Origin of the sequence: Ramlibacter cellulosilyticus, assembly GCF_014297465.1 — a bacterium.
GTDB classification, from domain to species: Bacteria; Pseudomonadota; Gammaproteobacteria; order Burkholderiales; family Burkholderiaceae_C; genus Ramlibacter; species Ramlibacter cellulosilyticus.
On the sequence record NZ_JACORT010000001.1, the window covers coordinates 408025 to 434291 of the forward strand.

Genomic DNA, 26267 nt, shown 5'->3' on the forward strand with positions numbered 1-26267 from the left:
CCGCAAACAACACGGATGCCCTGGGTCCCCGTCTCCACGGGGATGACGGTGTCGCACTGCGCTAAGCTCGTGCTTGCGCCATGACGTACTCCCTGAACACCCTGACGGACGCCGCGCCCGCGCCGGCGTCCGGGCCGCGCGCGGGGCTGGCCCGCTTTGCCCACGAGACGGCGCTCGTGCTCGGGGCCGCGGCCCTGGTCTTCTGGCTCCTCGCGCTGCTGTCCCATTCACCCGCCGACGCGGCCTTCTCCACGTCCGGCGACGGCGGCCCGGTGCGCAACTGGGGCGGCCGCGTCGGTGCCTGGCTCGCGGACGGCAGCTTCTTCCTCCTCGGTTATTCGGCCTGGTGGTGTTTCGCCGTCGGCCTGCGGGCCTGGCTGGCGTCGCTCGCGCGCTGGATGCGAGGCGGCGAGGCCGCCCCCGAACCGGCGCCCGTGCACCGCTGGCTGCACGGCAAGCTCGCCTTCTGGATCGCGCTCGCCGTGCTGCTCGCCGCCAGCACCGGCCTCGAGTGGTCGCGCCTGTACCGCTTCGAACCGCGCCTGCCGGACCACGCGGGCGGGGCGCTCGGCTACCTGGTCGGTCCCGCGGGCATGAGCTGGCTGGGATTCCCGGGCTCCGGGCTGCTGTTCGTCGCGCTCATGGTGCTCGCGGCAGGCATCGTCTTCCGCTTCTCCTGGAGCCACGTCGCGGAGCGCATCGGCGCCTCCATCGATGCCTTCATCGTCTCGCGCCGTGAAAAGCGCGAGATCGCCGAAGACCTCGCCGTCGGCCAGCGCGCCGCGAAGGAGCGCGAGGAGACGCTGCAGGAGGAACGCATCGAGATCGAGGAGCACCATCCCACGCCGGTGCTGATCGAGCCGGTGGTGGTCGAAGTGCCCAAGAGCGAGCGCGTCGCCAAGGAGCGCCAGAAGCCGCTGTTCTCCGAGATGCCGGACAGCAAGCTGCCGCAGGTGGACCTGCTCGATGGCGCAACGGCGCGCCAGGAGACCGTCTCGGCCGAGACGCTGGAGATGACCTCGCGGCTGATCGAGAAGAAGCTCAAGGACTTCGGCGTCGAGGTGCGCGTGGTGGCCGCCGCGCCGGGCCCGGTGATCACGCGCTACGAGATCGAACCGGCCACGGGCGTGAAGGGCTCGCAGATCGTCAACCTCGCGAAGGACCTCGCGCGCTCGCTGTCGCTCGTGTCCATCCGCGTGATCGAGACGATCCCCGGCAAGAACTACATGGCGCTGGAACTGCCCAACGCCAAGCGCCAGTCGATCCGGCTGTCGGAGATCCTCGGTTCTCAGGCGTACAACGAGGCCAAGTCGCAGCTCACGCTGGGCCTGGGCAAGGACATCGTCGGCAACCCTGTCGTGGCCGATCTCGCCAAGATGCCGCACGTGCTGGTCGCCGGCACGACGGGCTCGGGCAAGTCGGTCGGCATCAACGCGATGATCCTCAGCCTGCTGTACAAGGCCGAGGCGCGCGACGTGCGCCTGCTGATGATCGACCCCAAGATGCTGGAGATGTCGGTCTACGAAGGCATCCCGCACCTGCTCGCGCCCGTCGTGACGGACATGCGGCAGGCCGGCAACGGCCTGACCTGGTGCGTCGCCGAGATGGAGCGGCGCTACAAGCTGATGTCGAAGCTGGGCGTGCGCAACCTGGCCGGCTACAACAACAAGATCGACGAGGCCAAGGCGAAGGGCGAGTTCCTCTACAACCCCTTCAGCCTCACGCCGGACAGCCCCGAGCCGCTGGAGCGCCTGCCGTACATCGTGGTGGTGATCGACGAACTCGCCGACCTGATGATGGTGGTGGGCAAGAAGATCGAGGAACTGATCGCGCGGCTCGCGCAGAAGGCGCGCGCCGCGGGCATCCACCTGATCCTCGCCACGCAGCGCCCGAGCGTCGACGTGATCACGGGCCTGATCAAGGCCAACATCCCCACGCGCATCGCGTTCCAGGTCTCGAGCAAGATCGACAGCCGCACCATCCTCGACCAGATGGGCGCCGAGGCGCTGCTCGGGATGGGCGACCAGCTGTACATGGCCAGCGGCACCGGCCTGCCGGTGCGCGTGCACGGCGCCTTCGTGAGCGACGACGAGGTGCACCGCGTGGTGGCGTACCTGAAGGAGCAGGGCGAGCCGAACTACATCGAGGGCGTGCTGGAGGGCGGCACGGTCGACGGCGAAGGCGGCGGGGACCTCCTCGGCGGCGAAGGCGCTGCCGGCGGAGAGGCCGATCCGCTGTACGACAAGGCCGTCGAAGTGGTGCTGAAGAACCAGAAGGCGAGCATCTCGCTGGTGCAGCGGCACCTGGCCATCGGCTACAACAAGGCGGCGAACCTGCTGGAGGCGATGGAGAAGGCCGGGCTGGTGAGCCCGATGAACGCCCGCGGCCAGCGTGAAATCCTGGTGCCCGGGCGCGCGGAGTGAGCATTTCGGCCCGTCCATAACGGTTCGTAACGAACTTCGCCGGCAGGGCTCCACCCAACGGACAATGCACTGTTGGGAGAGCCCATGATCAAGAAACTGTTCGCCAGCCTCGCGCTGTCCGCCCTCGCCGTGGCCGCCCATGCGGGCGCCATGCAGAGCCTCGAGAACTTCGTGCGCACGGCCAAGACCGGCCGCGCCGATTTCACGCAGACCATCACCGCGCCGCCCCGCGAAGGCCAGGCCGCGCGCACGAAGACGTCCAGCGGGTCCTTCGAGTTCCAGCGGCCGGACCGTTTCCGCTTCGAGTACCGCAAGCCCTTCGAGCAGACCATCGTTGCCGACGGCAAGACCGTGTGGCTGCACGACAAGGACCTGAACCAGGTGAGCCAGCGCCGCCAGGCCCGCGTGCTGGCGCAGACGCCGGCAGCCGTCATCGCGGCCTCGCCCGACATGGCCACCATCCAGCGCGATTTCGACCTGAAGGAGCTGCCGGACAGCGGCGGCCTGCAGTGGGTGCAGGCCACGCCGAAGCAGAAGGAAGGCCAGCTCACGAGCATGAAGGTGGGCTTTCGCGGGGACCAGCTCGCGGCCCTGGAGATCCTGGATTCCTTCGGCCAGCGCTCGCTGCTCACGTTCAACAACATGCAGGTGAACGCGCCCATGACCGCGGAGGCGTTCCGCTTCACGCCGCCGAAGGGCGTGGACGTGGTCGAAGCCCCTTAACCCAGTTCGAAGCTCGTGATGCCATAGAGGCGGTCCATCGGGACCGCCGGCGCCTGGCCCGTGTACATGCGGGCCGTCTCGAACACCATCCGCATGCCGTGGCGGCGCGTGAGCGCCAGGGCCGCGGCATTGGGCTCGGGGATGTCGAGGTAGACCGGCTCCTCCGGCGCTGCATGGCTGGCGAGGCCCGCGAAGAGGGCGTCCGCGATCGCCTCGGTGTCGGCGACGAGCGGGCCGATCTTCCAGCCGCGGCGGCAGGCGCGGATCACGCCGAAGCCGCGCATGGCGCCGGCTTCGACCCACCCGAGCCCCGTGGCATCCGCCTGCCGCAGCCAGCCCGCGAGAAAGGCGCCGCGCTCCGCGGGAAAGAACGGCTGGTCGCAGGCGCGCACGCTTTCGAAGGGCAGGGAATCCAGCCGGTGGAGGCGGGCATCCGGCGCCATCGCCGGCCCGCCCCGGCCTTCGTAGCGCACGTTGCGCCAGGCCAGCGCGAAGCCGGACTTGCGGTAGTTGTCCTGCTGCGCGACCACGCCGTCCAGCCCCACCCGCCGCCCCGCGGCCGTGCCCATGCCGTGCTGCCAGAGCGCCCAGCCCAGGCCGCGACCCCGGAACCCGGGCCGCACGATGTACAGCCCGAGGAAGGCGAAGCGGGCGCCGTACTTGACGACGGACAGGGACGCGACAGGCTCGTCGTCGAGCAGGCCGACGAAGAAGCCGCCGGGATCCGCGGCGTGGAAGGTCTCGTGGTCATGCAGGCCCGGGTTCCAGCCTTCCTGCGCCGCCCAGTCGATCGCCTGCGCGACTTCGTCCCGGGTCATCGTGCGGCAGGTGTAGCCGGGGAGCGTGGCGCCCATGTCAGATCTCGCGCGCGATCTGATCGAGCTGCTTGCGCTCGATGTATTCGTCCATGCGGGAGAGCAGCCGCCACCATTCGGAGCCGTCCTCGCGGTAGACGCGGATGGCGCCGGCGCGCACCAGGATCTTGCGCAGCTCGTCGTCCGCGAAGCCACCGAGGTGGTTGCGCAGCGTCTCGAAGGAACGATCGGTGTAGCTCTTGTGGCTGAGGAAATGGCGCGCGGTGGTCTCCGCCATGAATTCCACCTTGTGCTGCTCCTGCAGCGTGCGCAGCTGGTTGGCGAGCTGCTGGCGGTTCAGCAGCCAGCTGATGCCGCCGCCCACGAGTGCGCCGAGCAGGGCGGAGAGGGAGGACCAGAGCGCCGGATCCATGATGCGCGCAATATAAACTGCCCGGGATGAGCAGCAAATCCGCCCACGCGCCGCTGGCCGAGCGCCTGCGGCCGCAGTCCCTGGGCGAAGTCATCGGCCAGCAGCACCTCCTGGGCGAGGGCATGCCGCTGCGCATCGCCTTCGAATCCGGCCAGCCGCACAGCTGCATCCTGTGGGGGCCCCCGGGCACCGGCAAGACGACGATCGCGCGCCTGATGGCCGACGCCTTCGACGCGCAGTTCATCACCATCAGCGCGGTGCTGGGCGGCGTCAAGGACATCCGCGAAGCCGTGGAGCAGGCGCAGGTCGCGCAGGCGCACGGCCGCCGCACCATCGTCTTCGTCGACGAGGTGCACCGCTTCAACAAGAGCCAGCAGGACGCCTTCCTGCCGCACGTGGAATCGGGCCTCTTCACCTTCATCGGCGCGACCACCGAGAACCCGTCCTTCGAGGTGAATTCCGCCTTGCTCTCGCGCGCCGCGGTGTACGTGCTGCAGCCGCTGTCCGAGGACGACCTGAAGCAGATCGTGCAGCGGGCGCAGGCGATCGACGCGGTGCCGCCCATCGAGGCGGCGGCCCTGGACCGGCTGATCGGCTACGCCGACGGCGACGCGCGCCGGCTGCTGAACACCCTGGAGACCCTGGCGGTCGCCGCCACCAGGGAGAAGCGCAGCGAGGTGAGCGACGAGTGGCTGCTGAAGGTGCTCGGCGAACGCATGCGCCGCTACGACAAGGGCGGCGAGCAGTTCTACGACACCATCAGCGCCCTGCACAAGTCCATGCGCGGCTCCGACCCGGACGCCACGCTGTACTGGCTGGTGCGCATGCTCGACGGCGGCGTGGATCCGCGCTACATCTGCCGCCGGATGATCCGCATGGCCGTGGAGGACGTCGGCCTCGCGGACCCGCGTGCCCTGCGCATGGCGCTGGACGCCGCGGACGTCTACGAGCGCCTGGGCAGCCCCGAAGGCGAGCTGGCGATCGCCGAGTGCCTGGTCTACCTCGCGGTCGCGCCCAAGTCGAACGCCGTCTATGTCGCGTACAACGAGGCGCGCGCGCTGGTGCGCAAGGACGGCACCCGCCCCGTCCCGATGCACCTGCGCAATGCGCCCACCCGCCTGATGAAGGACCTGGGCTACGGCAAGGAGTACCGGTATGCGCACGACGAGGCGGGCGGGTTCGCGGCGGGGGAGAACTACTTCCCGGAAGGCATGCGGCCGCCGAATTTCTACCGTCCGGTGGAACGCGGACTGGAGATCCGCATTGCGGAAAAGCTGCGCGAGCTGCGCGCCCTGAACGCGCGCGAACAAGGGAGAAACCCCTAGAAATAACGTCCGGGACCGCTCAGGCAGCGCCCTTAAAATTCCGCCCCAAGAACCCGCCCAGGATCCGCATGGCGGGTTTTTTGCTAGATGGCGAGGCCGTCCCACGAAGGCGGCCATCGACACGACAAGCGGCGAAGAAACGGAGAACCCTTCTATGGAAGTCCTGCTGCAGCAGATCATCAACGGTCTGGTCCTCGGCAGCATGTACGCCCTGGTGGCCCTCGGCTACACCATGGTGTACGGCATCATCAACCTGATCAACTTCGCCCACGGAGAGGTCCTGATGGTGGGCGCGCTCACCAGCTGGGCGATCATCACCACGGCGCAGGAGGCGATGCCCGGCATTCCCGGCTGGCTGCTGCTCCTCGTGGCGCTCGTGATCTCCTGCGTGGTCGCCGCCACCCTGAACTTCGTCATCGAGAAGGTCGCCTACCGGCCGCTGCGCAACAGCCCCAAGCTGGCGCCCCTGATCACCGCCATCGGCATGTCGATCCTGCTGCAGACGCTGGCGATGATCATCTTCAAGCCGAACTACAAGCCGTATCCCACGCTGCTGCCGGCTGCACCCATCCAGTTCGCGGGCGCGGTGATCACGACGACGCAGATCATGATCCTGGGCATGACGGCGGTTTCGCTCGCCGTGCTGATGTACCTGGTGAACTACACCCGCCTGGGCCGCGCGATGCGCGCCACGGCGGAGAACCCGCGGGTGGCCGCGCTGATGGGCGTGAAGCCCGACATGGTCATCTCCGCGACCTTCATCATCGGTGCCGTGCTCGCCACCATCGCCGGCGTGATGTACGCCTCGAACTACGGCACCGTGCAGCACACCATGGGCTTCCTGCCGGGGCTCAAGGCCTTCACCGCGGCCGTGTTCGGCGGCATCGGCAACCTGGCCGGCGCGGTGGTGGGCGGCGTGCTCCTCGGGCTGATCGAATCGATCGGCTCCGGCTACCTCGGGGTGCTCACGGGCGGCGTGCTGGGCAGCCACTACTCCGACATCTTCGCGTTCATCGTCCTGATCGTGGTGCTCACGCTGCGGCCTTCCGGCCTGCTCGGCGAACGCGTCGCGGACCGCGCCTGAAGGAGTCCGCGCCATGCTCGACAAGCAAAAGAAGATGGTGCTGTGGGTGCTGGGCGCCCTGGCGCTCGCGATCCTGCCGCTGCTGTTGCAGGCTGCCGGCAACTTCTGGGTGCGCATCGCGGACACCGCGCTGCTCTACGTGCTGCTGGCCCTCGGCCTCAACATCGTCGTCGGCTACGCCGGCCTGCTGGACCTGGGCTTCGTCGCGTTCTTCGCGATCGGCGCCTACATGTACGGCCTGATGGCCTCGCCGCACCTGTCCGAGAACTTCCCCTGGTTCGCGCAGATGTTCCCGAACGGGCTGCACACCTCGATCTGGCTGGTGATCCCGATGGGGGCGGCGCTGGCGGGCTTCTTCGGGATCCTGCTGGGCGCGCCGACGCTGAAGCTGCGCGGCGACTACCTGGCCATCGTGACGCTCGGCTTCGGCGAGATCATCCGCGTGTTCCTGAACAACCTGGACCACCCGGTGAACCTCACCAACGGTCCCAAGGGCCTGTCGCAGATCGACAGCATCACGCTCTTCAAGTTCGATGCGCTGGGCATTCCCGGCCTCAACCTGGCCAAGCGCATCGACGTCACCGAGGACTACTCGATCAACTCGGTGACGCTCTACTACTACCTGTTCCTGGCGCTCGTGGTGCTCAGCGTCGTCATCTGCCATCGCCTGGAGCTCTCGCGCATCGGCCGCGCATGGATGGCGATCCGCGAGGACGAGATCGCGGCCAAGGCGATGGGCATCAACACGCGCAACATGAAGCTGCTCGCGTTCGGCATGGGCGCCACCTTCGGCGGCGTGTCCGGCACGATGTTCGCGGCCTTCCAGGGCTTCATCTCGCCCGAGTCCTTCAGCCTGATGGAGTCCGTGATGATCGTGGCCATGGTGGTGCTGGGCGGCATCGGCCACCTGCCCGGCGTGATCCTCGGCGCGGTGCTGCTGTCGGCGCTGCCGGAGGTGCTGCGCTGGGTGTCGGGCGTGTTCGACCTGCAGTCCGTGACCGGCGGCCGCCTCGACGCGTCCATCCTGCGGCAGCTGCTGATCGCGCTGGCGATGATCATCGTGATGCTGCTGCGCCCGCGCGGGCTGTGGCCGACGCCGGAGCACGGCAAGTCGCTCCAGCGCGCGAACGGCACGAAGCCGGGGGCGGCAGCATGACGGACACCGTTCTCCGCGTCGCCGGCATCAGCAAGCGCTTCGGCGGCCTGCAGGCCCTGTCGGACGTGGGCCTCACCATCGAGCGCGGCCAGGTCTACGGCCTGATCGGCCCCAACGGCGCCGGCAAGACCACGTTCTTCAACGTGATCACGGGCCTCTACACGCCGGACAGCGGCACCTTCGAACTCGCCGGCAAGCCCTACACGCCCACGGCGGTGCACGAGGTGGCCCGCGCGGGCATCGCGCGCACCTTCCAGAACATCCGCCTCTTCGCCGACATGACGGCGCTGGAGAACGTGATGGTCGGCCGCCACGTGCGCACGCGCTCGGGCCTCCTCGGCGCGATGTTCCGCACCAAGGGGTTCAAGGCGGAGGAGGCGGCGATCGCCCAGCGCGCGCGCGAACTCCTCGACTACGTCGGCATCGGCCGGCTCGCCGACTTCAAGGCACGCACGCTCTCGTACGGCGACCAGCGCCGGCTGGAGATCGCCCGTGCGCTCGCCACCGACCCGCAGCTGATCGCGCTCGACGAGCCCGCGGCCGGCATGAACTCCACGGAGAAAGTGGTGCTGCGCGAACTGATCGACCGCATCCGCAACGACGGCCGCACCATCCTGCTGATCGAGCACGACGTGAAGCTGGTGATGGGCCTGTGCGACCGCGTCACCGTGCTGGACTACGGCAAGCAGATCGCCGAGGGCTCGCCCTACGACGTCCAGCGCAACGAGAAGGTGATCGAGGCCTACCTCGGGCACAGCCACAAACCCACGCAGGCGCTGCCGACGGGAGACGCCACATGAGCGAGACGCTGCTGAAGGTGAGCGGCCTGAAGGTGGCCTATGGCGGCATCCAGGCCGTCAAGGGCGTGGACTTCGAAGTGCGCGCGGGCGAACTGGTCACGCTGATCGGTTCCAACGGCGCGGGCAAGACGACGACGATGAAGGCCATCACCGGCCTGCTGCCGCTGAACGACGGCGACATCGCCTTCATGGGCCGCAGCATCAGGGGCCGCGGCGCGTGGGACCTCGTGAAGCAGGGGCTCGCCATGGTGCCGGAAGGCCGCGGCGTGTTCACGCGCATGACGATCACCGAGAACCTGCAGATGGGTGCCCACATCCGCACGGACAAGGCCGGCATCGCGGAGGACATGGAGCGGGTGTTCACCACCTTCCCGCGCCTGAAGGAACGCAAGGACCAGCTCGCGGGCACGATGTCCGGCGGCGAGCAGCAGATGCTCGCCATGGGCCGCGCGCTCATGAGCCGGCCCAAGGTGCTGCTGATGGACGAACCCTCCATGGGCCTGTCGCCCATCATGGTCGACAAGATCTTCGAGGTCGTGCGCGACGTGCACGCGCAGGGCGTCACCATCCTCCTGGTGGAACAGAACGCGAGCCGCGCGCTGGAGATCGCGGACCGCGGCTACGTGATGGAGTCGGGCGTGATCAGCATGAGCGGCAACGCCCGCGAGATGCTGGACGACCCGAAGGTGCGCGCCGCGTACCTGGGCGAATAGCCGAGGAGCGGGCGCCTAGTACCGCCACTGCAGCCCGAGGCTCGTGCGCACGTCGCGCACGTCGCCCAGGCTGCCGCGGATGTCGTAGCTGTCCAGGCCCATGGAGGCCGAGGCGGTGCGCGAGAAGTCCCAGCTCAAGCCCACGCCGTAGCTCAGGCCGCCTTCGCCGTTGGCGGTGCCCGCCAGGGCCGGCGTGGTGCGGTTCAAGGTGGTGCCGACCCGTCCGTAGACGCCGAGGTCCTGCGCGATCCCCGCCTTGCCCACGACGGCAACGTTGAGACCTTGCGTGCGCTGCAGGCGCAGCGCGGTGGAAGGCTCGCCGGGGCTCACCTGCATGCTGACGCTGCGCGGTGCCGTGACGCTGGCGTAGAGGGGGACGCTCGCGCTGTCGCCGCAGGAGAGGGTGTAGCTGTTGCACGGCAGCCGAGCTTCGGCGCCGGCCGCCTGCAGGCCGAGCGCCGTGCTCCCGGCCCGCCAGCGCAGCGCGCCCTGGGTCTGCGCTGCGGCCGTGCCGGCCGCCGCTGCCGCGAGAACCAGAACCAGGAGAGTGCGCTGCAACGTCATGGCGGGCTCCTACCTTTGCCTCGGCCGAATGTGCTGCCCGGCTGAGGTAGTCCGTGTCAGACGAATCTCACAAGCAGTGTAGGAGCCGCGGCTCAGCTGTCAATCGACCTTAGCGCCCGAGGCTTTGACCACTTTCTCGTATTTGGCGAGTTCGGATTGCATGAAGCGGCCGAATTCCTCGGGCGTGGTGGCGACGGGTTCGGCCAGCAGGCCCGCGAAGCGGGTCTTCGCTTCCGGCGAGTTCAGCGCGGCGACGAAGGCCTGGTTGAGGCGCTGCACCACGTCGCGCGGCGTGCCGGCGGGCGCGACCAGGCCCCACCACGTGTCGATGGCGAAGCCCTTGAGCGTGTCGGCGACCGCCGGGACCTCCGGCAGGCTGGGCGAGCGGTGCAAGGTGGTCACCGCGAGCGGCTTCAGCTTGCCGGCGCGGATGTTCGGGGCGGCCGTGGCGAGGTTGTCGAAGTTGAAGTCGACCTGGCCGGAGAGGAGGGCGAGCTGTGCCGGGTTGCCGCCGTTGTACGGAATGTGCACGGCGAAGATGCCGGCGTCACGCTTGAACATCTCGCCCGCGAGGTGGCCGGCGCTGCCGTTGCCGCCACTGCCGTAATTGAGCCTGCCCGGGTTGGCCTTCGCATACGCGATGAGGTCCTGCAGCGTGGCGATCTTCAGGCGCGACGCCGTCTCGGCATTCATCACCAGCACGTTCGGCACGCGCACCATCTGCGTGATGGGCGCGAAGTCCTTCACGGGGTCGAATGGCAGCTTCGAGAACAGCCACGGGTTGATGGCATGCGTGGCCACCGCGGAGATGCCGATGGTGGTGCCGTCCGGCGCGGCCTTCGCGATCGCGTCGACCCCGATGTTGCCGCCGCCGCCCGGGCGGTTCTCGATGATGACGGTGCCCAGCGAGTCCTTGACGCGCTCGGCCAGCACGCGGGCCGTGACGTCGATGGGCCCGCCTGCCGCGTAGGGCACGACGAGCCGGATGGGACGGGACTGCGCCCGCGCGACGGGGGTGGCGACGACCGCGGCTGCGGCCAGCGAGGACAGGATCAGTGAACGGCGTTTCATCCCGCCATTGTCGCAACTTGGCGGGGCCAAGGCCGAGTCTGCTTCGTCCGACGATCCGCATCCGCAGCCTCCGACGCGCTGCGGCGTCGGCCCCGCGTTGTGGAAAGACCCTCCGCAAAGGAACCACGCCATGAAGCTTCCCGTCCTCCTCGTTGCGCTCGGCCTCGCCGCCGGGACCGCACTGGCCCAGGCGCCCGTCGGCAGCGCCAGGATGTCCGGCGACACGACCGCCGCACCCGCGACCGCAGCGCCCTCGACGTCCGGCGCGAAGTCGGCGTCCAAGGTGCACAAGAAGAAGGTGTCGCACAAGCAGAAGGCCGGCAAGGCGGGCGAGAAGCACGCCAGCGCCCATCACGCCAGCCGCCACGCGAGTTCGCACCCCGGCACGCGGGCGATGGGCGCGGGCGCCGCGTCGCCGATGACCGACCTCGACGCCACGGCGCGCCAGCACCGCATGGACCAGGCGTACGCGGACTGGCGCGCGCGCCGGCGCTGATCAGCGGCTGGCGCCGAACAGCCTCTGCCACCAGCCCTCGCGGCGCGGCTCGACGGCCGGCAGCGGGGGCACCGCCGACGGCGGCACGTTGCGCAGCATGCATTCCTGGCGGCCGCGCACCAGCAGGTCCGCCTCTTCGCGCCCGAGCATGCGCTCCGCGATCGCGTGCGCCTTGGACATCACGGGCGAACGGCGCCCGTTCGAGTGCGCGTCGGTGGCGAGGATGTGCGTGAGCCCGTCGTCGAGGAAGCGTTCGCTCCAGTACTTGGCGCGCGCGCCGAAGACGCCGGACAGCGAGGCGGCGGTGAGCTGCATCCACGCGCCCTGCTTCACGAGCTCGCCGAACACCGGGTAGTGGTCCTCCACCCAGGTCAGGCGCTCGGGGTGCGTGATCACCGGCACGTAGCCCTCGGCCACCAGGCGGAAGACCGACTCCTGGAAGTGCGGCGGCGCCACGTGGTGCGAAGGCTCCAGCAGCAGGTAGCGCGTGCGGTGCAACGTCGGGACGATGCCGGAACGCAGGCCGTCGACGAGGCCAGGCACCAGGTGCACGTCGGCGCCCGTCGTGAGCTGCAGGGGGATGCCGCGCTCGTCGAACTCGCGCTGCAGCTTGTCGCGCGCCGCCGTGATGCCGGCGGTGTCGTTCATGTACAGCCCCGGGTAGATGTGGGGCGTGCACGCGATCATGGTGATGCCGTCGTCGACGGCCATCCTGGCCATCTCCAGCGACATCTCGAGGCTCTTCGAGCCGTCGTCGATGCCGGGGAGGATGTGGCAGTGCAGGTCAATCATTTGCAACGGCTTCCTGGGGCTGCTCCGGCGTCCTGGACGGATCGTCCTCGAAGGGCCTCAGGAAGATCCCGGCCAGCAGCGACGCCATGATCGCATTGGCGGGGATGTGCATGTTGAATTCCACGAAGGAATGGAGAAGAAATCCCAGGAGGCCGAGCCCGCAGATGGCGCAGAGCATCTCCTCGCGGCGCAGGCGGCGGCGGCGGGCGGTGCGGACGAGCAGGACCGTGCGCTTGCCTGCCAGCCACGCGAAGGCCGCCATCAGCACGATGGCAAAGATGCCGCCTTCGAACAGGAGCTGGGCGTAGTCCTGGTGGGCGTAGTTCGCCACGCCGACGATCTCGGCCGGCTGGAAGCGGGGGTAGACCGTTTCGTAGGTGCCCCAGCCCGCACCGGTCGGCCAGAACTGGAGGGCGCCTTCCAGGGTGGTCCTGGCGAGCAGGTTGCGGATTTCGGCGCTGGCACCCAGGTCTTCCGTCCGGAAGCGCGACAGGGCGAAGTCGAAGCCGACCATCGCCACCGCCAGGCCGAGGGCGATGCCCAGGACCGGCGCAATGACGCGCCAGTTGCGGGTGCGGGTGGCGTCGATGACCACCAGCGCCAGGGCGGCCAGCGCCGCGGGGAGGCCGGCCAGCATCGCGCCGCGCGAGCGGGCAATGAAGAGGCCGATCGCGATGATCAGTCCGCCGGCGCCCCAGATGGCCAGCCGGCGCACCCTGGAGTCCGTGCCGCGTTCCAGGTGCAGGCGGTTGCGCGAGCGGGCGAGCGTCGTCCATGCCAGCCAGATGTACAGCGTCAGCGCGATGGCGAGGTAGTTCGCCAGGTGGTTGGGATTGGCGAACGTGCCCATGGGACGCCCGCCGGCGGCTCCGAAATACAGCGGTGACTTGGTGCCACCAGCCGCCTGCAGCAACGCGAGCACGATCTCGATGAACGCCAGCCCGAGGATGACTTTGACGACCATCTGTAACTGAGGCAGGCTGAGCCAGTAGCCCGCGAGAAAGCCCGCGACCAGGAGGATGCCGGCGCTCAGCGACGTGGCGGTTGCATCCGGAACCAGGGATACGGGCAGCCAGGTCGTGTCCGTGATTCCCGCGCGCGACATCACTTGCGCATACTCCGCCCGGCCCGGCATGGCCGTCCAGAGCTCGCCGGGCAGCGGCAGGAGGTAGATGATCGCCAGCCACACGGGACTGGTCAGCAGGACGAGGAGGAGCGCCGTGTCGAGCGACGGTCGGCGGAACGTGAAGGTCCGGCCCGTCAGGCCCAGGGCCAGGAACGCCATCGCTGCGCCTTCGAGCAGGATCAGGGCCACGTGACGGTTGCCGCCACGCATGATCGGCGCAGCGGCAACCAGCAACACGAAGGCAAAAACAGCCACGGGGCCCAGGGGCCCCGTGCCTTCAGTCGCCTCGCGGGCGGACTGCCGTCGTTTCACCGACCGCTGAGGTTCGTGTCGTCCTTCGTCGCGTCTTGCAGGACGGTCGCCGCGAGGCCGATACCGGCAGCGGCAAGCACGCCGTTCGCGGCCCCGACACCGGCGGGCAGCGGTGCCTGCGTCGCCACAGCAGGCACGGGCTGGACGGCCGCGGTCAATTGCTGGCAGGTCATGCTCTGGAGAACCGTGACGCTGTGGTTGGCGGGGACGGTCACCGTGCAGCCGCTGTTCAGGCGCAGCGTGACGGTGCCACGGCTGGTGGTCACGAAACGCATCCCGTTCTGCACGGCCGTGCCGGGTGCCACGGTGACGCCGCTCGCTCCCTGGGTCGCGGTGACGACGCCTTGCACGTCCGTGACGGTGCCCAGCGGCGCCTGCGCCATGGCAGAGAAGGACACGGAAGCCAGCGCGAGAAGGAGATAGCGGATGTTCATTTGTATTCTCCCCAATATGGGTATGGCCAATATAACACGGTCGAGCCGCCGCACGCGTGAATTTTCACTGGGAGGGCATGGCCCTGGCGAGGCTGAACGCGTCGAAGGAGTAGTGGCCGCGGATGCCGGTCCGGGCCTCGAAGGCGGCCGCTGGCCTCAGTTCCAGGCTCACCACGGGACCGCAGGCGTCGGGAACGGTGAACTCGACCTCCAGCGACTTCCAGACACCGCCGGTATCGAGCAGCGACTCCGACCGCCCGAGGTCCGTTGCCTGGTTCCCCAGGCAGCGCACGAACCAGGCGAGCCCCTGCTCGGAACGCACCCGCGTGCCCATGAACTCGCCTTTCAGCCGGTAGGTGCCCGGAGGAGAGAAGACGAACTGCCGCACGAGCGGCGGGGCGAAGGGCTTGCCGGTGAATTCCACGTCGAGGACAAGGCCCCGCCGGGCGACGGTGTCCTGCTCGATCAGGGCGCCTGATTTCGTGCGCGGCGCATTGTTCAACTCCCAGTCGAAGCCCTCCGGCTGGAAGGGCTGGTCGAACCCGGAGTTGTAGAGGAGCGGCACGAGTTCCTTGTGCAGCGCGACCCACAGGCCGTACGCATCGAGCCACTGCCCCGCATTCTTCAGCACGCGCATGTAGCGCCGCACGTAGCGTGCCGGGATCGGCGCCTCCCGGATCGCTGCGGCCATGACGGGCAGCAGTTCGCCGGGCTCCTGCTTCAGCTTCTCGCTGGCATCCAGGACCTGCGGCAGCCACTCGTTGGCCGTCTTCAGGTGCGGACGCAGCAACTCGAGGCCATTGGGCTGCGCCGCGAACTGCGCCAGCACGCGCGCGGTGTCCGGCGAGCGCCGGTAGCGAAGGATCTCGATGATCTGCGCGACGGCTTCTTCCGTGCGCCCGCCTTCCAGCGCCTGCGCGGCCTTCCAGCGCGACACGCTGTGGTTGTGGGGCGAGGTCAGCGTGGCGCCGGGCAGCACCGCGTACGGGTCCGGCAGCCCTTCGCTCACGAGCAGCCCCGACCAGGCGGTGGAGTCCCCCGGGTTGCGGGCAATCCTGTCCTTGAACGCCGCGGCAGCCTCTTCGCCCTGCACGGGAGTCTCCGCGCAGAGCGGGATGTACGGCGTATCGCGCTCCACGCAGGAGGCGCGCAGGTGCGCGGACGCCGTCACGTAGTAGAGGGCCGCCACCGCCACGGCGGCAGACAGGCCAACGATCCAGCGCCTCGGTGCTTCGGTCATCTCTCGTTCAATCCGGCGCGGTGCCGAGCCCGGTGAGGTGCACCTTCCCGCTGCGCTGGGCGAATTCCGCGCGGAGGACGAGCTTCTGCCCGAAGGAGCCGATGGTCGGCTCCCCGGCATGCAGGCGGATGCGGCCGGTCACCAGCAGGGTGCCGCCCTCGCGCGGTTCGGCCGTGAAATCCACCTGCGAGAGGCGGATCGGGCGCCCGCCCCGCACCATCTGTTCGTACTGGCGCGAGAGCGCCTGCGCGCCGGGCTGGACGCGCGCGTCGCTGTCCAGCAGGCGGAGCACCTGGTCGCCGTTTCCGGTTTCCAGCACCTGCAGCAATTGCGTGAGGAGGGGCTGTGCGTCTTCCAGCGTCGGTGCCGGTACTTGCGGAAGGGCGAGGGTCACGGTCATCCTGCTTGCTGGCGCCGCGGTGGCCACGGGCGCCAGCGGCGCTGCGGAAGCAGGCATCGGCGGGAGCGGCCGCGGCTCGGGCGCGGTCATGGCCACGGCTGCCACGGCCTCGGCGGGCCTGGTCGGCGGCGTCTCCAGGACGGCAGGCCTCGCGATGGCCGGTGCTGCCACCGGCATTGCACCCGCGGTCGGAGGAACTGGCGGCCGGAGCGGCGGCGCCGGCATCGGCCGCACAAGAGCGACTTCGTTCGGCACCGCACGTGCGGAGGCAGCCGGCTGCGCTGCTGCGCCCTGGACGATTTCGGGTCCGGGCAATGCGGGCGAAGCCGCAGGAACCGGAGCGGGCGCGGCAAGGTTCGCGTCGGGCTGCACGCTGGGGGCGGGCTGCGACGGAGTTGCAGGTACCGCGGACGGCGTCGCCAGGGAAGCCACGCTGGGCGCAGGAGCTGGAGCGGCAGGACGTGCGCGCGGACGCTGCACCAGGTGCTCGGGCTCGCCGCCGGACATGAGCAGGATGCCCGCCGGGATCAGCGCCGCCGCACCGAGCACCCAAGCCAGCTTGCGACCGACCGGCCGCCGCACGGTTGCCGGACGCGGCGCAGGCCGCGGCGCCACGGCACGCGGGCGCACCGGCGCCTCCGGTGCGACGGGGCGTCGCGTGCGCAGGCTGGCGAGCTGCTCGTCGTACTCGCGCCGCAGCACGGGCGAGGAGAGCACCTCGTACGCGCGGTTCACGCGAACCGCCGCATCGTCCGGCCACGCGATCGCTGCACCCGCGGCGTAGTCCGGGTGGATCAACCGCATCAGCAGCCGGTAGCGTTCCTTGAGGTCGGAAGTGGCTTCTCCGGGCGGGAGGCCGAGCAGGGCGTAGTGGTCGGCACCCGGGTAGAGCAAGGCTGCCCGGAGGAAGAAGCTCGCTGCCTCCCGCAGCTTGGGCGACTGGGGCGCGTCGGCCGACCCCCGGCCCGAGGCGAGTTGCAGGATCTCCCGCACCGAGGCGAAAAGCACCGCGGGCTGGCGCAGGGTCAGCTGGTACTTGCCCGGCGCCTCGAAGTAATCGAGCAGGGCTGCCGGGACGCTCGGCGTGGTGGGAGCCGCTGGCTCGGAGGCTTTCATCGCTGCCCGAGCTTACCGGGCCCGGGGCAGCGCTGCATTGGGAGTGGCCCCTTCCGCGGTATAGCCATAGTAGGACTCGTAGTCCTGCGGCAACGCATGTTGCAGCGTCTGCGTGAGGACCGCCCCGCGCGGCACCAGCCCCGCCTGGCGCAGGCGCCGCAGCGCGCTCTTGATCTGCGCGCGGCGGGTGCTGCCCGCGCGCACGACGTACAGCACGTTCTGCAGCTGGTTGCCGAGCACCACCGCGTCGGCCAGCCCCAGCATCGGGGGCGCATCGACGATCACGTAGTCGATGCCCAGGGCGGCGGTGATGTTCAGGAGCAGGAGCAGCTTGGGGCCGGTCAGCAGGTCCACCGGATTCGGCGGGATCGGGCCGGCCGTCAGCACGGACAGGTTCGGGATCACCGTCGGCGTGATCATCTTGTCGCCGCGGTTGTCGCTCGATAGCAGGTTCGACAGGCCGAAGTCGTTGGGAATGCCCAGGAACTTGTGGATCGTCGGGTTGCGCATGTCCGCGTCGATCAGCAGCACGCGCTGCCCCATCTGCGCGAAGTTGATCGCCAGCGACAGCGAGGTCGTGCTCTTGCCTTCGTTGCGCGTCGTGCTGGTGATGACGAGGCGCTTGGGCGCGCCCTCGGGCGTGGAGAACTGCAACGCCGTCCGCACGGAGCGATACGCCTCCGCCACCGTCGATCGCGGGTCCTCGTGCACTTCCATCGCGACCGGCGTGGTGCTGCCGCGCTTGCGATTGAGCTTCGGGATGATGCCCATGAGCGGCAGCCCCAGCACCCGTTCCACTTCGTCGGGGTACTTGATGGAATCGTCGACGACCTCCAGGCCGATGACGATCGCGGCACCGAGGAGGACACCCGCCACGAGGCCGATCAGCAGGTTCACCAGCAGGTTCGGCTTGTACGGGAACAGCGACGGCTCCGCCGCATCCACGACGGACACGTTGTTGCTCATGATGTTCGCGGAGACACCGAGCTCCTTGAACCGCTGCAGCAGGTTGTCATAGAGCTGCCGGTTGGTGTCCACTTCGCGCTTCAGCAGGTTCAGGTCGATGCTCTGGCCCTGCTTGGTCAGGACCTGGTTGAGCGTCTCGTTGACCCTCGCCTTGAGCACTTCCTCCTGCTTCGCCGCCGCGTCGCGCGACGCCGAGAGGCTGCCGACCACGTTGGTGATCTCCTCCTTGATCTGGGAGTCCATCTCCGTGATCTGCGCCTTCAGCTGGATCATCTTCGGATAGTCCGGCTTGAAGATCCGGAGGTTCTCCTGGTAGTCGATCATCAGCTTGGCGCGACGCTCCTTGAAGGTCTGGATCGTCTTGTTCTCGACGACCGCCGTCGACGCTTCGGGGTTGCGCTTCACTTCCGCGAGCACCGTCTCGGCGCGGATGCGCTCCTGTTCCGCCTTGGCCAGCGCCGCCGCGAAATCCGTGTACGTCATGCCCACGGCGCTCGTCTTGTCGTCGATGGTCAGGATCTGGTTGCTCTGCGCATAGGCATTCAGGCGCCGCTCGGAGTCCTCGAGCTTCGCCTTCACCTGCTTGATCTGGTCTTCGAGGAAGCTCTTGGCGTACGACGTGGCCTCCAGCCGGCGCTCCATGCCCATGGCGATGAAGGCCTGCACCGTGGAATTCGCGATGCGCGCGGCGAGCTTCGGGTCCGTGTTGTCGACGTGGACCTTCACCAGGCGCGAGCTGCGCACCGGCTCGATCGTGAGCGCGTCGAGGAAGCGCCGGACCACGGATTCCCGTCCCAGCACTTCGACCTTGTCGACGCTGGGACTCGTCATCTTGCGGTAGCCGTTGATGAGGCGGTCGAGATAGTCGCCCTTCTCCTCGGGCTGCTGCTCCGCCGCCGGATCGGCGGAATCCCCGGCGGCGACCGGCGCGGTGGACACCGAGAGATCCAGCGCCTTGTCCCCGCTCGGCGTGGAGCGGTCCAGCCGCAGTTCGTCGATCACGCGTTCCGCCAGCGAGCGGCTTTTCAGCAGTTCCTGCTGCGTGCGCATGGCGATGGCGTCGTCGCTTCCGAGGCGCTCCTGTTCCGGATCGTTCTCGAAGCGCACGACACGGGGGGAGGCGCGGTCGATCTGGAGGATCACCGTGGACCGGTAGATCGGCGTGCTCAGGAGCGTGCGCACGACCGCGGCCGTGCAGGCCAGCGCGATCACCACCAGCAGCGTCCACTTGTGCTTGAGGATGATCCGGCCGATGTCCGTCAGCGTGAGGGAGTCGTCCGCGACGTGCTCCTCCTCCGGCCGCGCGAGCCCCGTCTGGAGCTGGTACGACTGGCGCACCGCCAGCTCGTTGGAGATGGTCGGGGCGAAGCCGGAGGTGTCGTCGCGGGAGATTTCGGAAGCTGCCATGGTCTTGCTGTTGTTGGTCGGGCGGTCCGGCGGATCACCCGACGGCATCACAGGAAGTCGAAAGCTTACCTGCCTATCCAGTAGAACGGATTCACGACGTTGAGCACGTCGCGGAACACGGAATCGGTGATCGCCGCCCGGGTCGAATCACGCTGCACCACGATCAGGTCATCCCCGCGGATGGGGGGATCGGGCTGCTGCCCGGCCCGGATCTTTTCGATGTCGAACGTGGCGACCTGGCGCTCCCCGCCATCGCCTTGCCGGAAGAGCATCACCTGGTCGCGCCTGGCGATCTGGGCGAACCCGCCGGCGAGGGCCAGCACGCGCAGGAGCGTCATCTGGCCGACCAGGGGATAGATGCCCGGCTTCGCGACGGCGCCGTCCACGGTGATGCGCTCCGTGGTGAATTCCTTGATGAACACGGAAACCTGCGGATCCTGCAGGTACTTGTCCCCGTACAGGTTGGCGAGGTGGCCTTCCACTTCCTGCTGCGTGAGGCCCGCCACGATCACCGCGCCGATGAGGGGCAGGGTGATCGCGCCGGCGGCGTTGACCCGCACGGTGCGCTTGGCGTTCTCCAGGTTCAGGATCTCGATTTCCAGCAGGTCGTTCGGCCCGATCCGGTATTCCCGGCCGATCGTGTAGACGGCGGATGGCTGGGACGGCTCCATGGCCGGCTTGGCCTGTTGCTCCGGCTCCTGGCGGATCTGCTGTGGCTGGGATCCCGCGGGCCGGAACATGCCGTCCGCCGGGGAGCCCGGGCTTCCGCCCTGCAACTGCACACCCGTGGACGTCTGCGCCGCGGAAACTGTGGAAATGAACAGCCAGGCTGTCGCGAGCGCGTATTTGTGGATGATCGAGGACATACATCCCCCGAGGTAAAAGGGAAATTCTAGGGAAGTCGCGCTTCCCTTCCAAGAACGGAGGCTGGCGCCTTAATGCTTGTCGGCTTCGGAGGTGAAGGAATCCGCGAAAAATTCCTCCGGAGGCAACCCGCAGTGCGCACTGTAGTCCGCACGCGCCGAATCTACGACGATCGGAGCCCCGCATGCGTACACCTGGTGGCCCGAAAGATCAGGGTAATCCTCCATCACCGCCTTGTGGACGAAGCCGGTGCGGCCGGTCCAGTTGTCTTCGGGCAGCGCATTGGAGACCACCGGCACGTACTTCAGTTGCGGCAGGTCGATCAGGCGCTCGCGCACCCAGGCGTCCATGTAAAGATCGCCCGGCCGGCGTCCGCCCCAGTACAGCGTGGCGGGGCGCTGGATGCCCTTGGACTGCATGTGCTCGATCAGCGCCTTGACCGGCGCGAAGCCCGTGCCCGAGGCGAGCAGGATCATCGGCTTGTCCGAATCCTCGCGCAGGAAGAAGCTGCCGAACGGCCCTTCCACCCGCAGGATCTCCTTCTCCTTCATCGCGGTGAAGACGTGGTCCGTGAACTTGCCCCCCGGCATGTGCCGGATGTGCAGTTCGACCCCCGGGCCGTTGTGCGGCGCGTTGGCCATGGAGTAGCTGCGGCGGGCGCCGTCCCGCAGGATGAACTCGATGTACTGGCCTGCGTGGTACCGCATCGTGTCGTTGGCCGGCAGCTGCAGCTTCACGATCATCACGTCGTGCGAGACCTTCTCGAGCGAGCTCACGCGGGAGGGCATCTTGCGCACCGGGAAGGCGCTTTCGTCGGTCACCTGGCGCGACTCCAGGACCACGTCCGACTGGGGAACGGCGCAGCAGGTGAGGATCAGCCCCTTCGCTTCCTCCTCTTCGGAGAGCGCCTTGCTCTGGTGCGGGCCGTGGACGACCGTGCCCTCGAGCTTCTTGCACTTGCACGAGCCGCACGCGCCGTCCTTGCAGCCGTACGGCATGCCTACGCCCTGCCGGATGGCCGCCGCGAGGATCGCCTCGCCGCCGTCGGCGGAAAACGCGCGGCCGCTGGGCTGCACGGTGATCTGGAAGGGGCCGGCGCTGCCGGTGGCGGCTGTCATGCTTTGGATATCCTTGGGCTCTTTTCGTCGTCGCTGGCAGGATTTTGCCCTCAAACCAGACCCCCCTCGGCGCGCTGCCCGGCCGCTTCCGCCGCCTGCGCGTGCTCATCGCCGGTTGCGGCGACGTGGGCCTGCGCACCGCGCGCGCCCTGCCGCCTCGGGTGCGCGTGCTGGCCCTGACCTCGTCGCCCGAGCGCGTGCCGGCACTGCGCGCCGCCGGCATCGTGCCGCTGCGAGGCAACCTCGACGAGCGCGCCAGCCTGGTCCGGCTGGCCGGCCTGGCGCATCGCGTCGTGCACCTGGCGCCGCCGCCCCCGGACGCCGCCGAGGCGTGGTGGCGCGATCCGCGCACGCGGGACCTGCTGCGCGTGCTGCGCCTGCGCGAGCCGCCGCAAGTCCTGGTCTATGCCTCCACGAGCGGCGTGTACGGCGACTGCGCCGGCGAGCGCGTCGCGGAGGAGCGCGTCCTGTCGCCGCGCACGCCGCGCGCGCAGCGCCGGGTCGACGCGGAGCGGCAGGTGCGCTTCTTCGGCCGCGGCACGGGGGCGCGCACCAGCGTGCTGCGCATCCCCGGCATCTATGCGCCGGACCGCGCCGGCGGCACGCCGCGCGAGCGGCTCTTGCGGGGCACGCCCGTGCTGGTGCCCGAGGACGACGTCTACACCAACCACATCCACGCCGACGACCTCGCCCGCGCGGTGCTGGCCGCCTTGTGGCGCGGCCGGCCCCAGCGCGTCTACAACGCGAGCGACGACAGCGAGCTGAAGATGGGCGACTACTTCGACCTGGCCGCGGACCTGTACGGGCTGCCACGCCCGCCGCGCGTCCCGCGCCACACCGCGCAGGAGCAGCTGCCGCTCGTGGTCCTGAGCTTCATGGGCGAGTCGCGCCGGCTGGACAACACGCGCATGAAGAAGGAACTGCGCGTCCGCCTGCGGCACGCGACGGTGGACAGCGGCCTGCGCGCCTGAGCGGTCCTACTGCGTGAGCGATGCGCCCGTGAGCGCAGCCTCGGCGCGCAGCTCGTGGCAGCGCTGGGAAAGCGCCTGGTGCAACTGCCGGTGGCGGCGCGCGATCTCGTCGTCGCCGTCCAGTGCGGGTGCCGCGGTCGCCAGCCGCTCCGCGCAGTTGTCGCGGCGCAGGTCGGGGCCGACGGCCGCCACGTAGCGTTCCAGGCGCAGCAGGCTGCTGTCGCTCGAACGTGCCGCATAGCGCTCCAGTTCGGCCTGCAGCTGCAGCCAGCGGGCCGCCGCGGGATCGGCGGCGAGCGCGGGGCTGCCCAGCGCGAGCAGCGGCTTCGCCTGCTGCACCAGCAGGTCGAGGCGCGTGGCCGTGCGGCTGAACGAGGGCGGCACGGGCGAGCCGGGGTCCGCCGCCCCGAGCGCCTGCGCGAGCGGCAGCGGGTCGCCCTGCCACCAGCTGAAGTCGCTGACCCGCGGGTCCTGCAGCGGCTGCTGGCGCCAGTCGTCCTGCAGCGCCGCCAGCCGGCGCACCAGTTCGCCGTCGAGCGTCGCGACGAGGCGATCGCCGAGCCCGCCGCCGCCCGTCTCCTTGAGCACCGCCTGCAGGGCGAGCACCTGCTCGCGCTGCTGGCGGAATGCGGCGGTGTCCAGCGGGCCTTTCGCATCCGACGGCCAGGCCGCCTTGACGATCCGGAACGCGCGCTGGTAGATCAGCTCGGACACGCGTGCGTCCACCACGCGCGCGACCACGGGCTGCGCGTGCGGAGGGAAGAGGGGCAGGACCTCCGCGACGGCGCGCGCGCGCTCGGAAGCCAGGGCGCGCGCTTCCTGCAGCACCTTGGGAAGGGTGCCCGCCTCGCGGACGTCCTTGCCCGCCGGATGCGGTACGGCTGTCTCCGCCATGAAGGACGTCTTCAGCAGCGCCGAAAGTCCCGCGCGCAAGGCGGCGCGCTCGGAGGAGAGCCCGAAGCGGTTCTCGGCGGCCAGCCAGACGATCCCCGGCTCGCCGTGGCCGCCGAAGGCGATCTCGAACTGGCGCCGGAACTCGATGAAGGCCGCGCCGGACTGGCCTTGCAGCTGCTGCAGGGTCTCGGGCCCGAACAGGCGCGTGCGCTCGATGCGCCGCAGGACGTCCTGGTAGGCGCTCCCGAGCTGCAGCGTCCCCTGCCGCATCCAGTCGTTGCGCCCCTTCGACAGCAGCGCGTTCTGGTCTTCCAGCAGGGCATGCACCGCCTTGTAGCGCTCCAGCGTGCGGTCGAACGCCACCGCGCGGGTCGAAGGCTCGAAGAGGCCGGTGCTGCGCTCCACGTACCCCTGTTCCAGGGCGAACAGGTCGTTGGTGTTGAGCAGGCGCGTGTGCAGCGCGCCCATCGCCTTGGACAGCGAGCAGCGCGTGGCCCACTGCAGGCGCGACTGCATCAGCACCGGCTCGATGCTCACTTCCTCGCTGCCCTGGAACATGCGCACGGCGCCTTCGAGCGCGCCAGGCAGCTCCTTGCCCAGGGTGTAGGCCACGAGCTTGCGCAGTTGCTCGGGCTGGCCGCCCGCGTACTGCAGCGAGAGGAAGGACTGCACCGCGCCATCGAGCCGTTCGACGTTGGCGACGTAGTCGGCGACCGCCACGAACTCGGGCAGGTCCTCGGCGGCCGCGGTCAGTCGGCGCTCCAGGTTCTGCGGCACGGGCGACTGGCATTCGACCCCCATCTGCAGGTCGCCCGAGCCGCGCACCAGCGGCACGCCGGTCAGCTGGCCCGCGCGCGCGTAGAGCTCGCGCCTGAGGGTCTCCACCACGATGTCGCCGAACTCGCGCGCAAGCCGCGCCTGCACCTGTTCCTCGAGGTTGTCGAAGGGGCGCCAGGAACCCGGGAGGAATATCGTCCACGCAGCGTCCTGCTGCAGCCTTTCCGTCGCCGTGAGCAGCGCCAGCGCCTTGCGCCGGTACCACTCCGGATCCACGGCCTCGCGGGTGTGGGCGCGGGCACGGAAGCGCGCATCCGCATTGAGCTGCAGCAGGGTGCGCGAGAGGTCCTGGCGCCATCCGTCCAGTTGCACGGCCGCCGCGAGGATGGCAAGCGCCCACGCAGCGAGCAGCAGCCACGCCAGCGTGAGCCAGGGAGACCGGCCGCGCAGCAGCTCGCGCGCGCGATGGAGCGGCGACGTCATGGGGATTTCGTCGTCGCGGGCACGGGTTGCAGCAACTCGCGCACGGGCCAGGTCTGCCAGAGCCAGATCGCTTCCGACAGGAGCAGCAGCGCGCCTGCGGCCAGCGCGACGCGCAGCCACGGCCGCCAACCGCCCGGCGCGGCCGTCGACCGTGTGGACCCGGGTACTTCCGCCGACATGAACTCCCCCTTCCGAATGCCGAGTGCCAAGGCTAAGGACCGCGGCGCGGATCCCTGTCAGGTTTTATCCGTAGGGACTGTCGGACGCGGCTGTCAGTTCAGATGCCGGCCGGCTTGCGGATCGTCTTCATGCGATCCACCGCCCGCACCGTCACCTGCAGCACCTCGGCGCCGTGGAGGACCGTGAGTTGCACCTCACTTTCCGGCTCGGGGCGTGCCCACAGCTTCTTGTAGAAACCTTCGAGGGTCGTCACCTTCTCGCCATCGATCGCGAGCACGAAGTCGCCGACCACCAGCCCCGCGTCCTGTGCGGGACTGTCCCGATTGACGCGCACGATCCGGATGCGCCCGCCTTGCTCCGTGGAGCTGAGGCCCAGCCAGGGCCGCCGGCTCACGCGGGTGCTGCCCGTCTGCTGCATCTCGGGGAGGATCGGCTTGAGCAGGTCGACCGGCACGAACATGTTGCCCGGGACCTGCTGCGCGTCGCCGAGGGCATTGCCGACGAAGAGGCTGCCGATGCCCAGGAGTTCACCGCGCTGGTTGAACAAGGGTGCGCCACTGTGGTTGCGCAGCGGCGGGCTGGTGAACAGCGCGCTGTCGATGTGGTACTCCCAGTAGCCGGAGAAAGGACGGATGCCCACGAGCTGCGTCAGGCCCATCCCGCCGTCTTCGCCGCCCGTCGCGGCGAGCAGCGCGCCGCGCAGCGGCGCCTCCTTCGCGACGCCGAGCGTGACCGGCTGGATGCCGCGCAGCGGCAGGACGGAGCGCACCAGCCCGAAGCCCGTGGCCTGGTCGTAGCCCACCGCGCGGGCGGGGATCACGCGGTTGTCGTGGGTGCGGACCTGGATGCTGTCGGCTTCGAGAATGAGGTAGCCGATGGTGAGGATCAGGCCGTCCGGGCCGATCACGACGCCGGAACCTTCCCGCTCCTTGCCGAGGGTTTCCGCCGAACGGGCGTCGTCGGCGGCGGTGACCTCCAGGCCGACGACGGCCTCCATCGCGCGCGTGATGGCATCGACGCTGGCCTGCTGCGGCGTGGTGGCGGCCCGCACGGGCATGCCCGCCGCAAGCACCAGGAGCACGACGCCGGCGAGGCGGCTCGCCACGGTCTGGAACGACATGGCCTTCTCCGAAGTTGCCGGGCCAGAATGCGGCAAAAGAATCGGCGCGGCAAGTTGGCCGAAAGGAACCCTGTCCGCGGCGGGGAACATCGCACCGGAATGGCGCATTGTTTTTTGCATAATGCTCCGCACCCGATCCAGAGGAAATTGCGTGGCAACTTATCTCGAATTGAAAGAGCAGGCGGAAAAGCTCCTGGCCGAAGCCGAAAGAATGCGCGAACAGGAAATCGCCGACGCGATTGCCGACATCAAGCGCAAGATCGAGCTTTATGGATTGACCGCCGCGGATCTCGGATTTGCGCGGTCCGGCCCGGTCGGCAATTCACGCCCGAAATCGGCGCGCCCGCCGGCGGCCGTGAAATACCGCGGGCCGAATGGCGAGACCTGGTCCGGCGGACGCGGTCGCAAGCCGCAATGGGTGACGCAGGCGCTGCAGGAAGGCCGCAGCCTGGAGGAATTCGCCGTCAAGAACGGCCGCTAGCGGC

25 protein-coding genes are annotated in these 26267 nt (G+C 69.3%); 10 read left to right on the forward strand and 15 right to left on the reverse strand.

Features of this window, described 5'->3' with window-relative positions:
- The first annotated feature begins 80 nt into the window (after nt 1-80).
- Both H8N03_RS01965 and lolA read left to right on the forward strand, forming a co-directional pair.
- Complete coding sequence (locus H8N03_RS01965; protein WP_187074440.1) at nt 81-2423, forward strand: DNA translocase FtsK; 2343 nt, start codon at nt 81-83, stop codon at nt 2421-2423.
- An 84-nt stretch (nt 2424-2507) separates the two neighbouring features.
- Complete coding sequence (lolA, locus tag H8N03_RS01970; RefSeq protein ID WP_187074441.1) at nt 2508-3146, forward strand: outer membrane lipoprotein periplasmic chaperone LolA; 639 nt, start codon at nt 2508-2510, stop codon at nt 3144-3146.
- On the opposite strand, the gene H8N03_RS01975 is transcribed toward lolA, so the two are convergent.
- Together H8N03_RS01975 and H8N03_RS01980 are read right to left on the reverse strand one after the other, a co-directional pair.
- Nucleotides 3143-4000 carry a GNAT family N-acetyltransferase gene (locus H8N03_RS01975; protein WP_187074442.1) on the reverse strand — a complete coding sequence of 286 codons (858 nt, stop codon included), beginning with the start codon at nt 3998-4000 and terminating at the stop codon, nt 3143-3145. The two genes, lolA and H8N03_RS01975, sit on opposite strands and share 4 nt — an antisense overlap.
- A gap of 1 nt (nt 4001) precedes the next feature.
- Nucleotides 4002-4373 carry a hypothetical protein gene (locus tag H8N03_RS01980; protein ID WP_187074443.1) on the reverse strand — a complete coding sequence of 124 codons (372 nt, stop codon included), beginning with the start codon at nt 4371-4373 and terminating at the stop codon, nt 4002-4004.
- Between the two features lie 26 nt (nt 4374-4399).
- On the opposite strand from H8N03_RS01980, the gene H8N03_RS01985 reads away from it, so the two are divergent.
- From H8N03_RS01985 to H8N03_RS02005, 5 genes are all read left to right on the forward strand, one after another.
- On the forward strand, nt 4400-5698 hold the full coding sequence (locus tag H8N03_RS01985; RefSeq protein ID WP_187074444.1) for a replication-associated recombination protein A: 1299 nt from the start codon (nt 4400-4402) through the stop codon (nt 5696-5698).
- 154 nt (nt 5699-5852) lie between these two features.
- Nucleotides 5853-6782, forward strand: coding sequence for a branched-chain amino acid ABC transporter permease (locus H8N03_RS01990; protein WP_187074445.1), 930 nt, complete (start codon nt 5853-5855; stop codon nt 6780-6782).
- 13 nt (nt 6783-6795) lie between these two features.
- Nucleotides 6796-7938, forward strand: coding sequence for a branched-chain amino acid ABC transporter permease (locus H8N03_RS01995; protein WP_255428012.1), 1143 nt, complete (start codon nt 6796-6798; stop codon nt 7936-7938).
- Nucleotides 7935-8738, forward strand: a complete 804-nt coding sequence (locus tag H8N03_RS02000) for an ABC transporter ATP-binding protein (RefSeq protein WP_187074446.1) — start codon at nt 7935-7937, stop codon at nt 8736-8738. The genes H8N03_RS01995 and H8N03_RS02000 overlap by 4 nt, the downstream gene beginning before the upstream one ends.
- On the forward strand, nt 8735-9451 hold the full coding sequence (locus H8N03_RS02005; protein WP_187074447.1) for an ABC transporter ATP-binding protein: 717 nt from the start codon (nt 8735-8737) through the stop codon (nt 9449-9451). The genes H8N03_RS02000 and H8N03_RS02005 overlap by 4 nt, the downstream gene beginning before the upstream one ends.
- A 15-nt stretch (nt 9452-9466) precedes the next feature.
- Here the strand turns inward: H8N03_RS02005 and H8N03_RS02010 are convergent, their stop codons facing one another.
- Nucleotides 9467-10015 (reverse strand): hypothetical protein, encoded by a 549-nt coding sequence (locus tag H8N03_RS02010; RefSeq protein ID WP_187074448.1) that lies wholly within the window; start codon nt 10013-10015, stop codon nt 9467-9469.
- Between the two features lie 99 nt (nt 10016-10114).
- Nucleotides 10115-11086: a Bug family tripartite tricarboxylate transporter substrate binding protein gene (locus tag H8N03_RS02015; protein ID WP_187074449.1), complete on the reverse strand. Its 972-nt coding sequence runs from the start codon at nt 11084-11086 to the stop codon at nt 10115-10117.
- Between the two features lie 130 nt (nt 11087-11216).
- On the opposite strand from H8N03_RS02015, the gene H8N03_RS02020 reads away from it, so the two are divergent.
- The gene (locus H8N03_RS02020) at nt 11217-11582 is read left to right on the forward strand and encodes a hypothetical protein (protein ID WP_187074450.1); all 366 of its coding nucleotides are present in this window, start codon (nt 11217-11219) and stop codon (nt 11580-11582) included.
- Here the strand turns inward: H8N03_RS02020 and H8N03_RS02025 are convergent, their stop codons facing one another.
- From H8N03_RS02025 to H8N03_RS02060, 8 genes are all read right to left on the reverse strand, one after another.
- Nucleotides 11583-12374: a tyrosine-protein phosphatase gene (locus tag H8N03_RS02025; RefSeq protein WP_187074451.1), complete on the reverse strand. Its 792-nt coding sequence runs from the start codon at nt 12372-12374 to the stop codon at nt 11583-11585.
- Nucleotides 12367-13755, reverse strand: coding sequence for an O-antigen ligase family protein (locus H8N03_RS26580; RefSeq protein ID WP_187074452.1), 1389 nt, complete (start codon nt 13753-13755; stop codon nt 12367-12369). The genes H8N03_RS02025 and H8N03_RS26580 overlap by 8 nt, the downstream gene beginning before the upstream one ends.
- 53 nt (nt 13756-13808) lie before the next feature.
- A complete protein-coding gene (locus H8N03_RS02035; RefSeq protein WP_187074453.1) occupies nt 13809-14246 on the reverse strand; it encodes a FecR family protein in 438 nt (145 codons plus the stop codon).
- Between the two features lie 64 nt (nt 14247-14310).
- A complete protein-coding gene (locus tag H8N03_RS02040; RefSeq protein ID WP_187074454.1) occupies nt 14311-15486 on the reverse strand; it encodes a hypothetical protein in 1176 nt (391 codons plus the stop codon).
- A 7-nt stretch (nt 15487-15493) separates the two neighbouring features.
- The gene (locus tag H8N03_RS02045) at nt 15494-17002 is read right to left on the reverse strand and encodes a J domain-containing protein (protein WP_187074455.1); all 1509 of its coding nucleotides are present in this window, start codon (nt 17000-17002) and stop codon (nt 15494-15496) included.
- A 12-nt stretch (nt 17003-17014) separates the two neighbouring features.
- Nucleotides 17015-19375 carry a GumC family protein gene (locus tag H8N03_RS02050; RefSeq protein WP_187074456.1) on the reverse strand — a complete coding sequence of 787 codons (2361 nt, stop codon included), beginning with the start codon at nt 19373-19375 and terminating at the stop codon, nt 17015-17017.
- 65 nt (nt 19376-19440) lie between these two features.
- Nucleotides 19441-20241, reverse strand: a complete 801-nt coding sequence (locus H8N03_RS02055) for a polysaccharide biosynthesis/export family protein (protein ID WP_187074457.1) — start codon at nt 20239-20241, stop codon at nt 19441-19443.
- 69 nt (nt 20242-20310) lie between these two features.
- A complete protein-coding gene (locus H8N03_RS02060; RefSeq protein WP_187074458.1) occupies nt 20311-21357 on the reverse strand; it encodes a CDP-6-deoxy-delta-3,4-glucoseen reductase in 1047 nt (348 codons plus the stop codon).
- 44 nt (nt 21358-21401) lie between these two features.
- On the opposite strand from H8N03_RS02060, the gene H8N03_RS02065 reads away from it, so the two are divergent.
- Complete coding sequence (locus H8N03_RS02065; RefSeq protein ID WP_187074459.1) at nt 21402-22328, forward strand: NAD-dependent epimerase/dehydratase family protein; 927 nt, start codon at nt 21402-21404, stop codon at nt 22326-22328.
- A gap of 6 nt (nt 22329-22334) precedes the next feature.
- Here H8N03_RS02065 and H8N03_RS02070 read toward each other — a convergent pair whose 3' ends face one another.
- The 3 genes from H8N03_RS02070 to H8N03_RS02080 form a co-directional block, all read right to left on the reverse strand.
- On the reverse strand, nt 22335-24482 hold the full coding sequence (locus H8N03_RS02070; RefSeq protein ID WP_187074460.1) for a hypothetical protein: 2148 nt from the start codon (nt 24480-24482) through the stop codon (nt 22335-22337).
- Nucleotides 24479-24661 carry a hypothetical protein gene (locus H8N03_RS02075; RefSeq protein WP_187074461.1) on the reverse strand — a complete coding sequence of 61 codons (183 nt, stop codon included), beginning with the start codon at nt 24659-24661 and terminating at the stop codon, nt 24479-24481. The genes H8N03_RS02070 and H8N03_RS02075 overlap by 4 nt, the downstream gene beginning before the upstream one ends.
- Nucleotides 24662-24759: 98 nt before the next feature.
- Nucleotides 24760-25782, reverse strand: coding sequence for a S1C family serine protease (locus tag H8N03_RS02080; protein ID WP_187074462.1), 1023 nt, complete (start codon nt 25780-25782; stop codon nt 24760-24762).
- Here H8N03_RS02080 and H8N03_RS02085 point away from each other — a divergent pair.
- On the forward strand, nt 25781-26263 hold the full coding sequence (locus H8N03_RS02085) for an H-NS histone family protein (RefSeq protein WP_255428013.1): 483 nt from the start codon (nt 25781-25783) through the stop codon (nt 26261-26263). The two genes, H8N03_RS02080 and H8N03_RS02085, sit on opposite strands and share 2 nt — an antisense overlap.
- Nucleotides 26264-26267 lie beyond the last annotated feature (4 nt).

Coding starts and splice junctions, on each gene's coding strand:
- H8N03_RS01965 (WP_187074440.1), top strand. CDS start 81: ATGACGTACTCCCTGAACACCCTGACGGACGCCGCGCCCGCGCCGGCG.
- lolA (WP_187074441.1), top strand. CDS start 2,508: ATGATCAAGAAACTGTTCGCCAGCCTCGCGCTGTCCGCCCTCGCCGTG.
- H8N03_RS01975 (WP_187074442.1), bottom strand. CDS start 4,000: ATGGGCGCCACGCTCCCCGGCTACACCTGCCGCACGATGACCCGGGAC.
- H8N03_RS01980 (WP_187074443.1), bottom strand. CDS start 4,373: ATGGATCCGGCGCTCTGGTCCTCCCTCTCCGCCCTGCTCGGCGCACTC.
- H8N03_RS01985 (WP_187074444.1), top strand. CDS start 4,400: ATGAGCAGCAAATCCGCCCACGCGCCGCTGGCCGAGCGCCTGCGGCCG.
- H8N03_RS01990 (WP_187074445.1), top strand. CDS start 5,853: ATGGAAGTCCTGCTGCAGCAGATCATCAACGGTCTGGTCCTCGGCAGC.
- H8N03_RS01995 (WP_255428012.1), top strand. CDS start 6,796: ATGCTCGACAAGCAAAAGAAGATGGTGCTGTGGGTGCTGGGCGCCCTG.
- H8N03_RS02000 (WP_187074446.1), top strand. CDS start 7,935: ATGACGGACACCGTTCTCCGCGTCGCCGGCATCAGCAAGCGCTTCGGC.
- H8N03_RS02005 (WP_187074447.1), top strand. CDS start 8,735: ATGAGCGAGACGCTGCTGAAGGTGAGCGGCCTGAAGGTGGCCTATGGC.
- H8N03_RS02010 (WP_187074448.1), bottom strand. CDS start 10,015: ATGACGTTGCAGCGCACTCTCCTGGTTCTGGTTCTCGCGGCAGCGGCG.
- H8N03_RS02015 (WP_187074449.1), bottom strand. CDS start 11,086: ATGAAACGCCGTTCACTGATCCTGTCCTCGCTGGCCGCAGCCGCGGTC.
- H8N03_RS02020 (WP_187074450.1), top strand. CDS start 11,217: ATGAAGCTTCCCGTCCTCCTCGTTGCGCTCGGCCTCGCCGCCGGGACC.
- H8N03_RS02025 (WP_187074451.1), bottom strand. CDS start 12,374: ATGATTGACCTGCACTGCCACATCCTCCCCGGCATCGACGACGGCTCG.
- H8N03_RS02035 (WP_187074453.1), bottom strand. CDS start 14,246: ATGAACATCCGCTATCTCCTTCTCGCGCTGGCTTCCGTGTCCTTCTCT.
- H8N03_RS02040 (WP_187074454.1), bottom strand. CDS start 15,486: ATGACCGAAGCACCGAGGCGCTGGATCGTTGGCCTGTCTGCCGCCGTG.
- H8N03_RS02045 (WP_187074455.1), bottom strand. CDS start 17,002: ATGAAAGCCTCCGAGCCAGCGGCTCCCACCACGCCGAGCGTCCCGGCA.
- H8N03_RS02050 (WP_187074456.1), bottom strand. CDS start 19,375: ATGGCAGCTTCCGAAATCTCCCGCGACGACACCTCCGGCTTCGCCCCG.
- H8N03_RS02055 (WP_187074457.1), bottom strand. CDS start 20,241: ATGTCCTCGATCATCCACAAATACGCGCTCGCGACAGCCTGGCTGTTC.
- H8N03_RS02060 (WP_187074458.1), bottom strand. CDS start 21,357: ATGACAGCCGCCACCGGCAGCGCCGGCCCCTTCCAGATCACCGTGCAG.
- H8N03_RS02070 (WP_187074460.1), bottom strand. CDS start 24,482: ATGACGTCGCCGCTCCATCGCGCGCGCGAGCTGCTGCGCGGCCGGTCT.
- H8N03_RS02075 (WP_187074461.1), bottom strand. CDS start 24,661: ATGTCGGCGGAAGTACCCGGGTCCACACGGTCGACGGCCGCGCCGGGC.
- H8N03_RS02085 (WP_255428013.1), top strand. CDS start 25,781: ATGGCCTTCTCCGAAGTTGCCGGGCCAGAATGCGGCAAAAGAATCGGC.
- H8N03_RS02080 (WP_187074462.1), bottom strand. CDS start 25,782: ATGTCGTTCCAGACCGTGGCGAGCCGCCTCGCCGGCGTCGTGCTCCTG.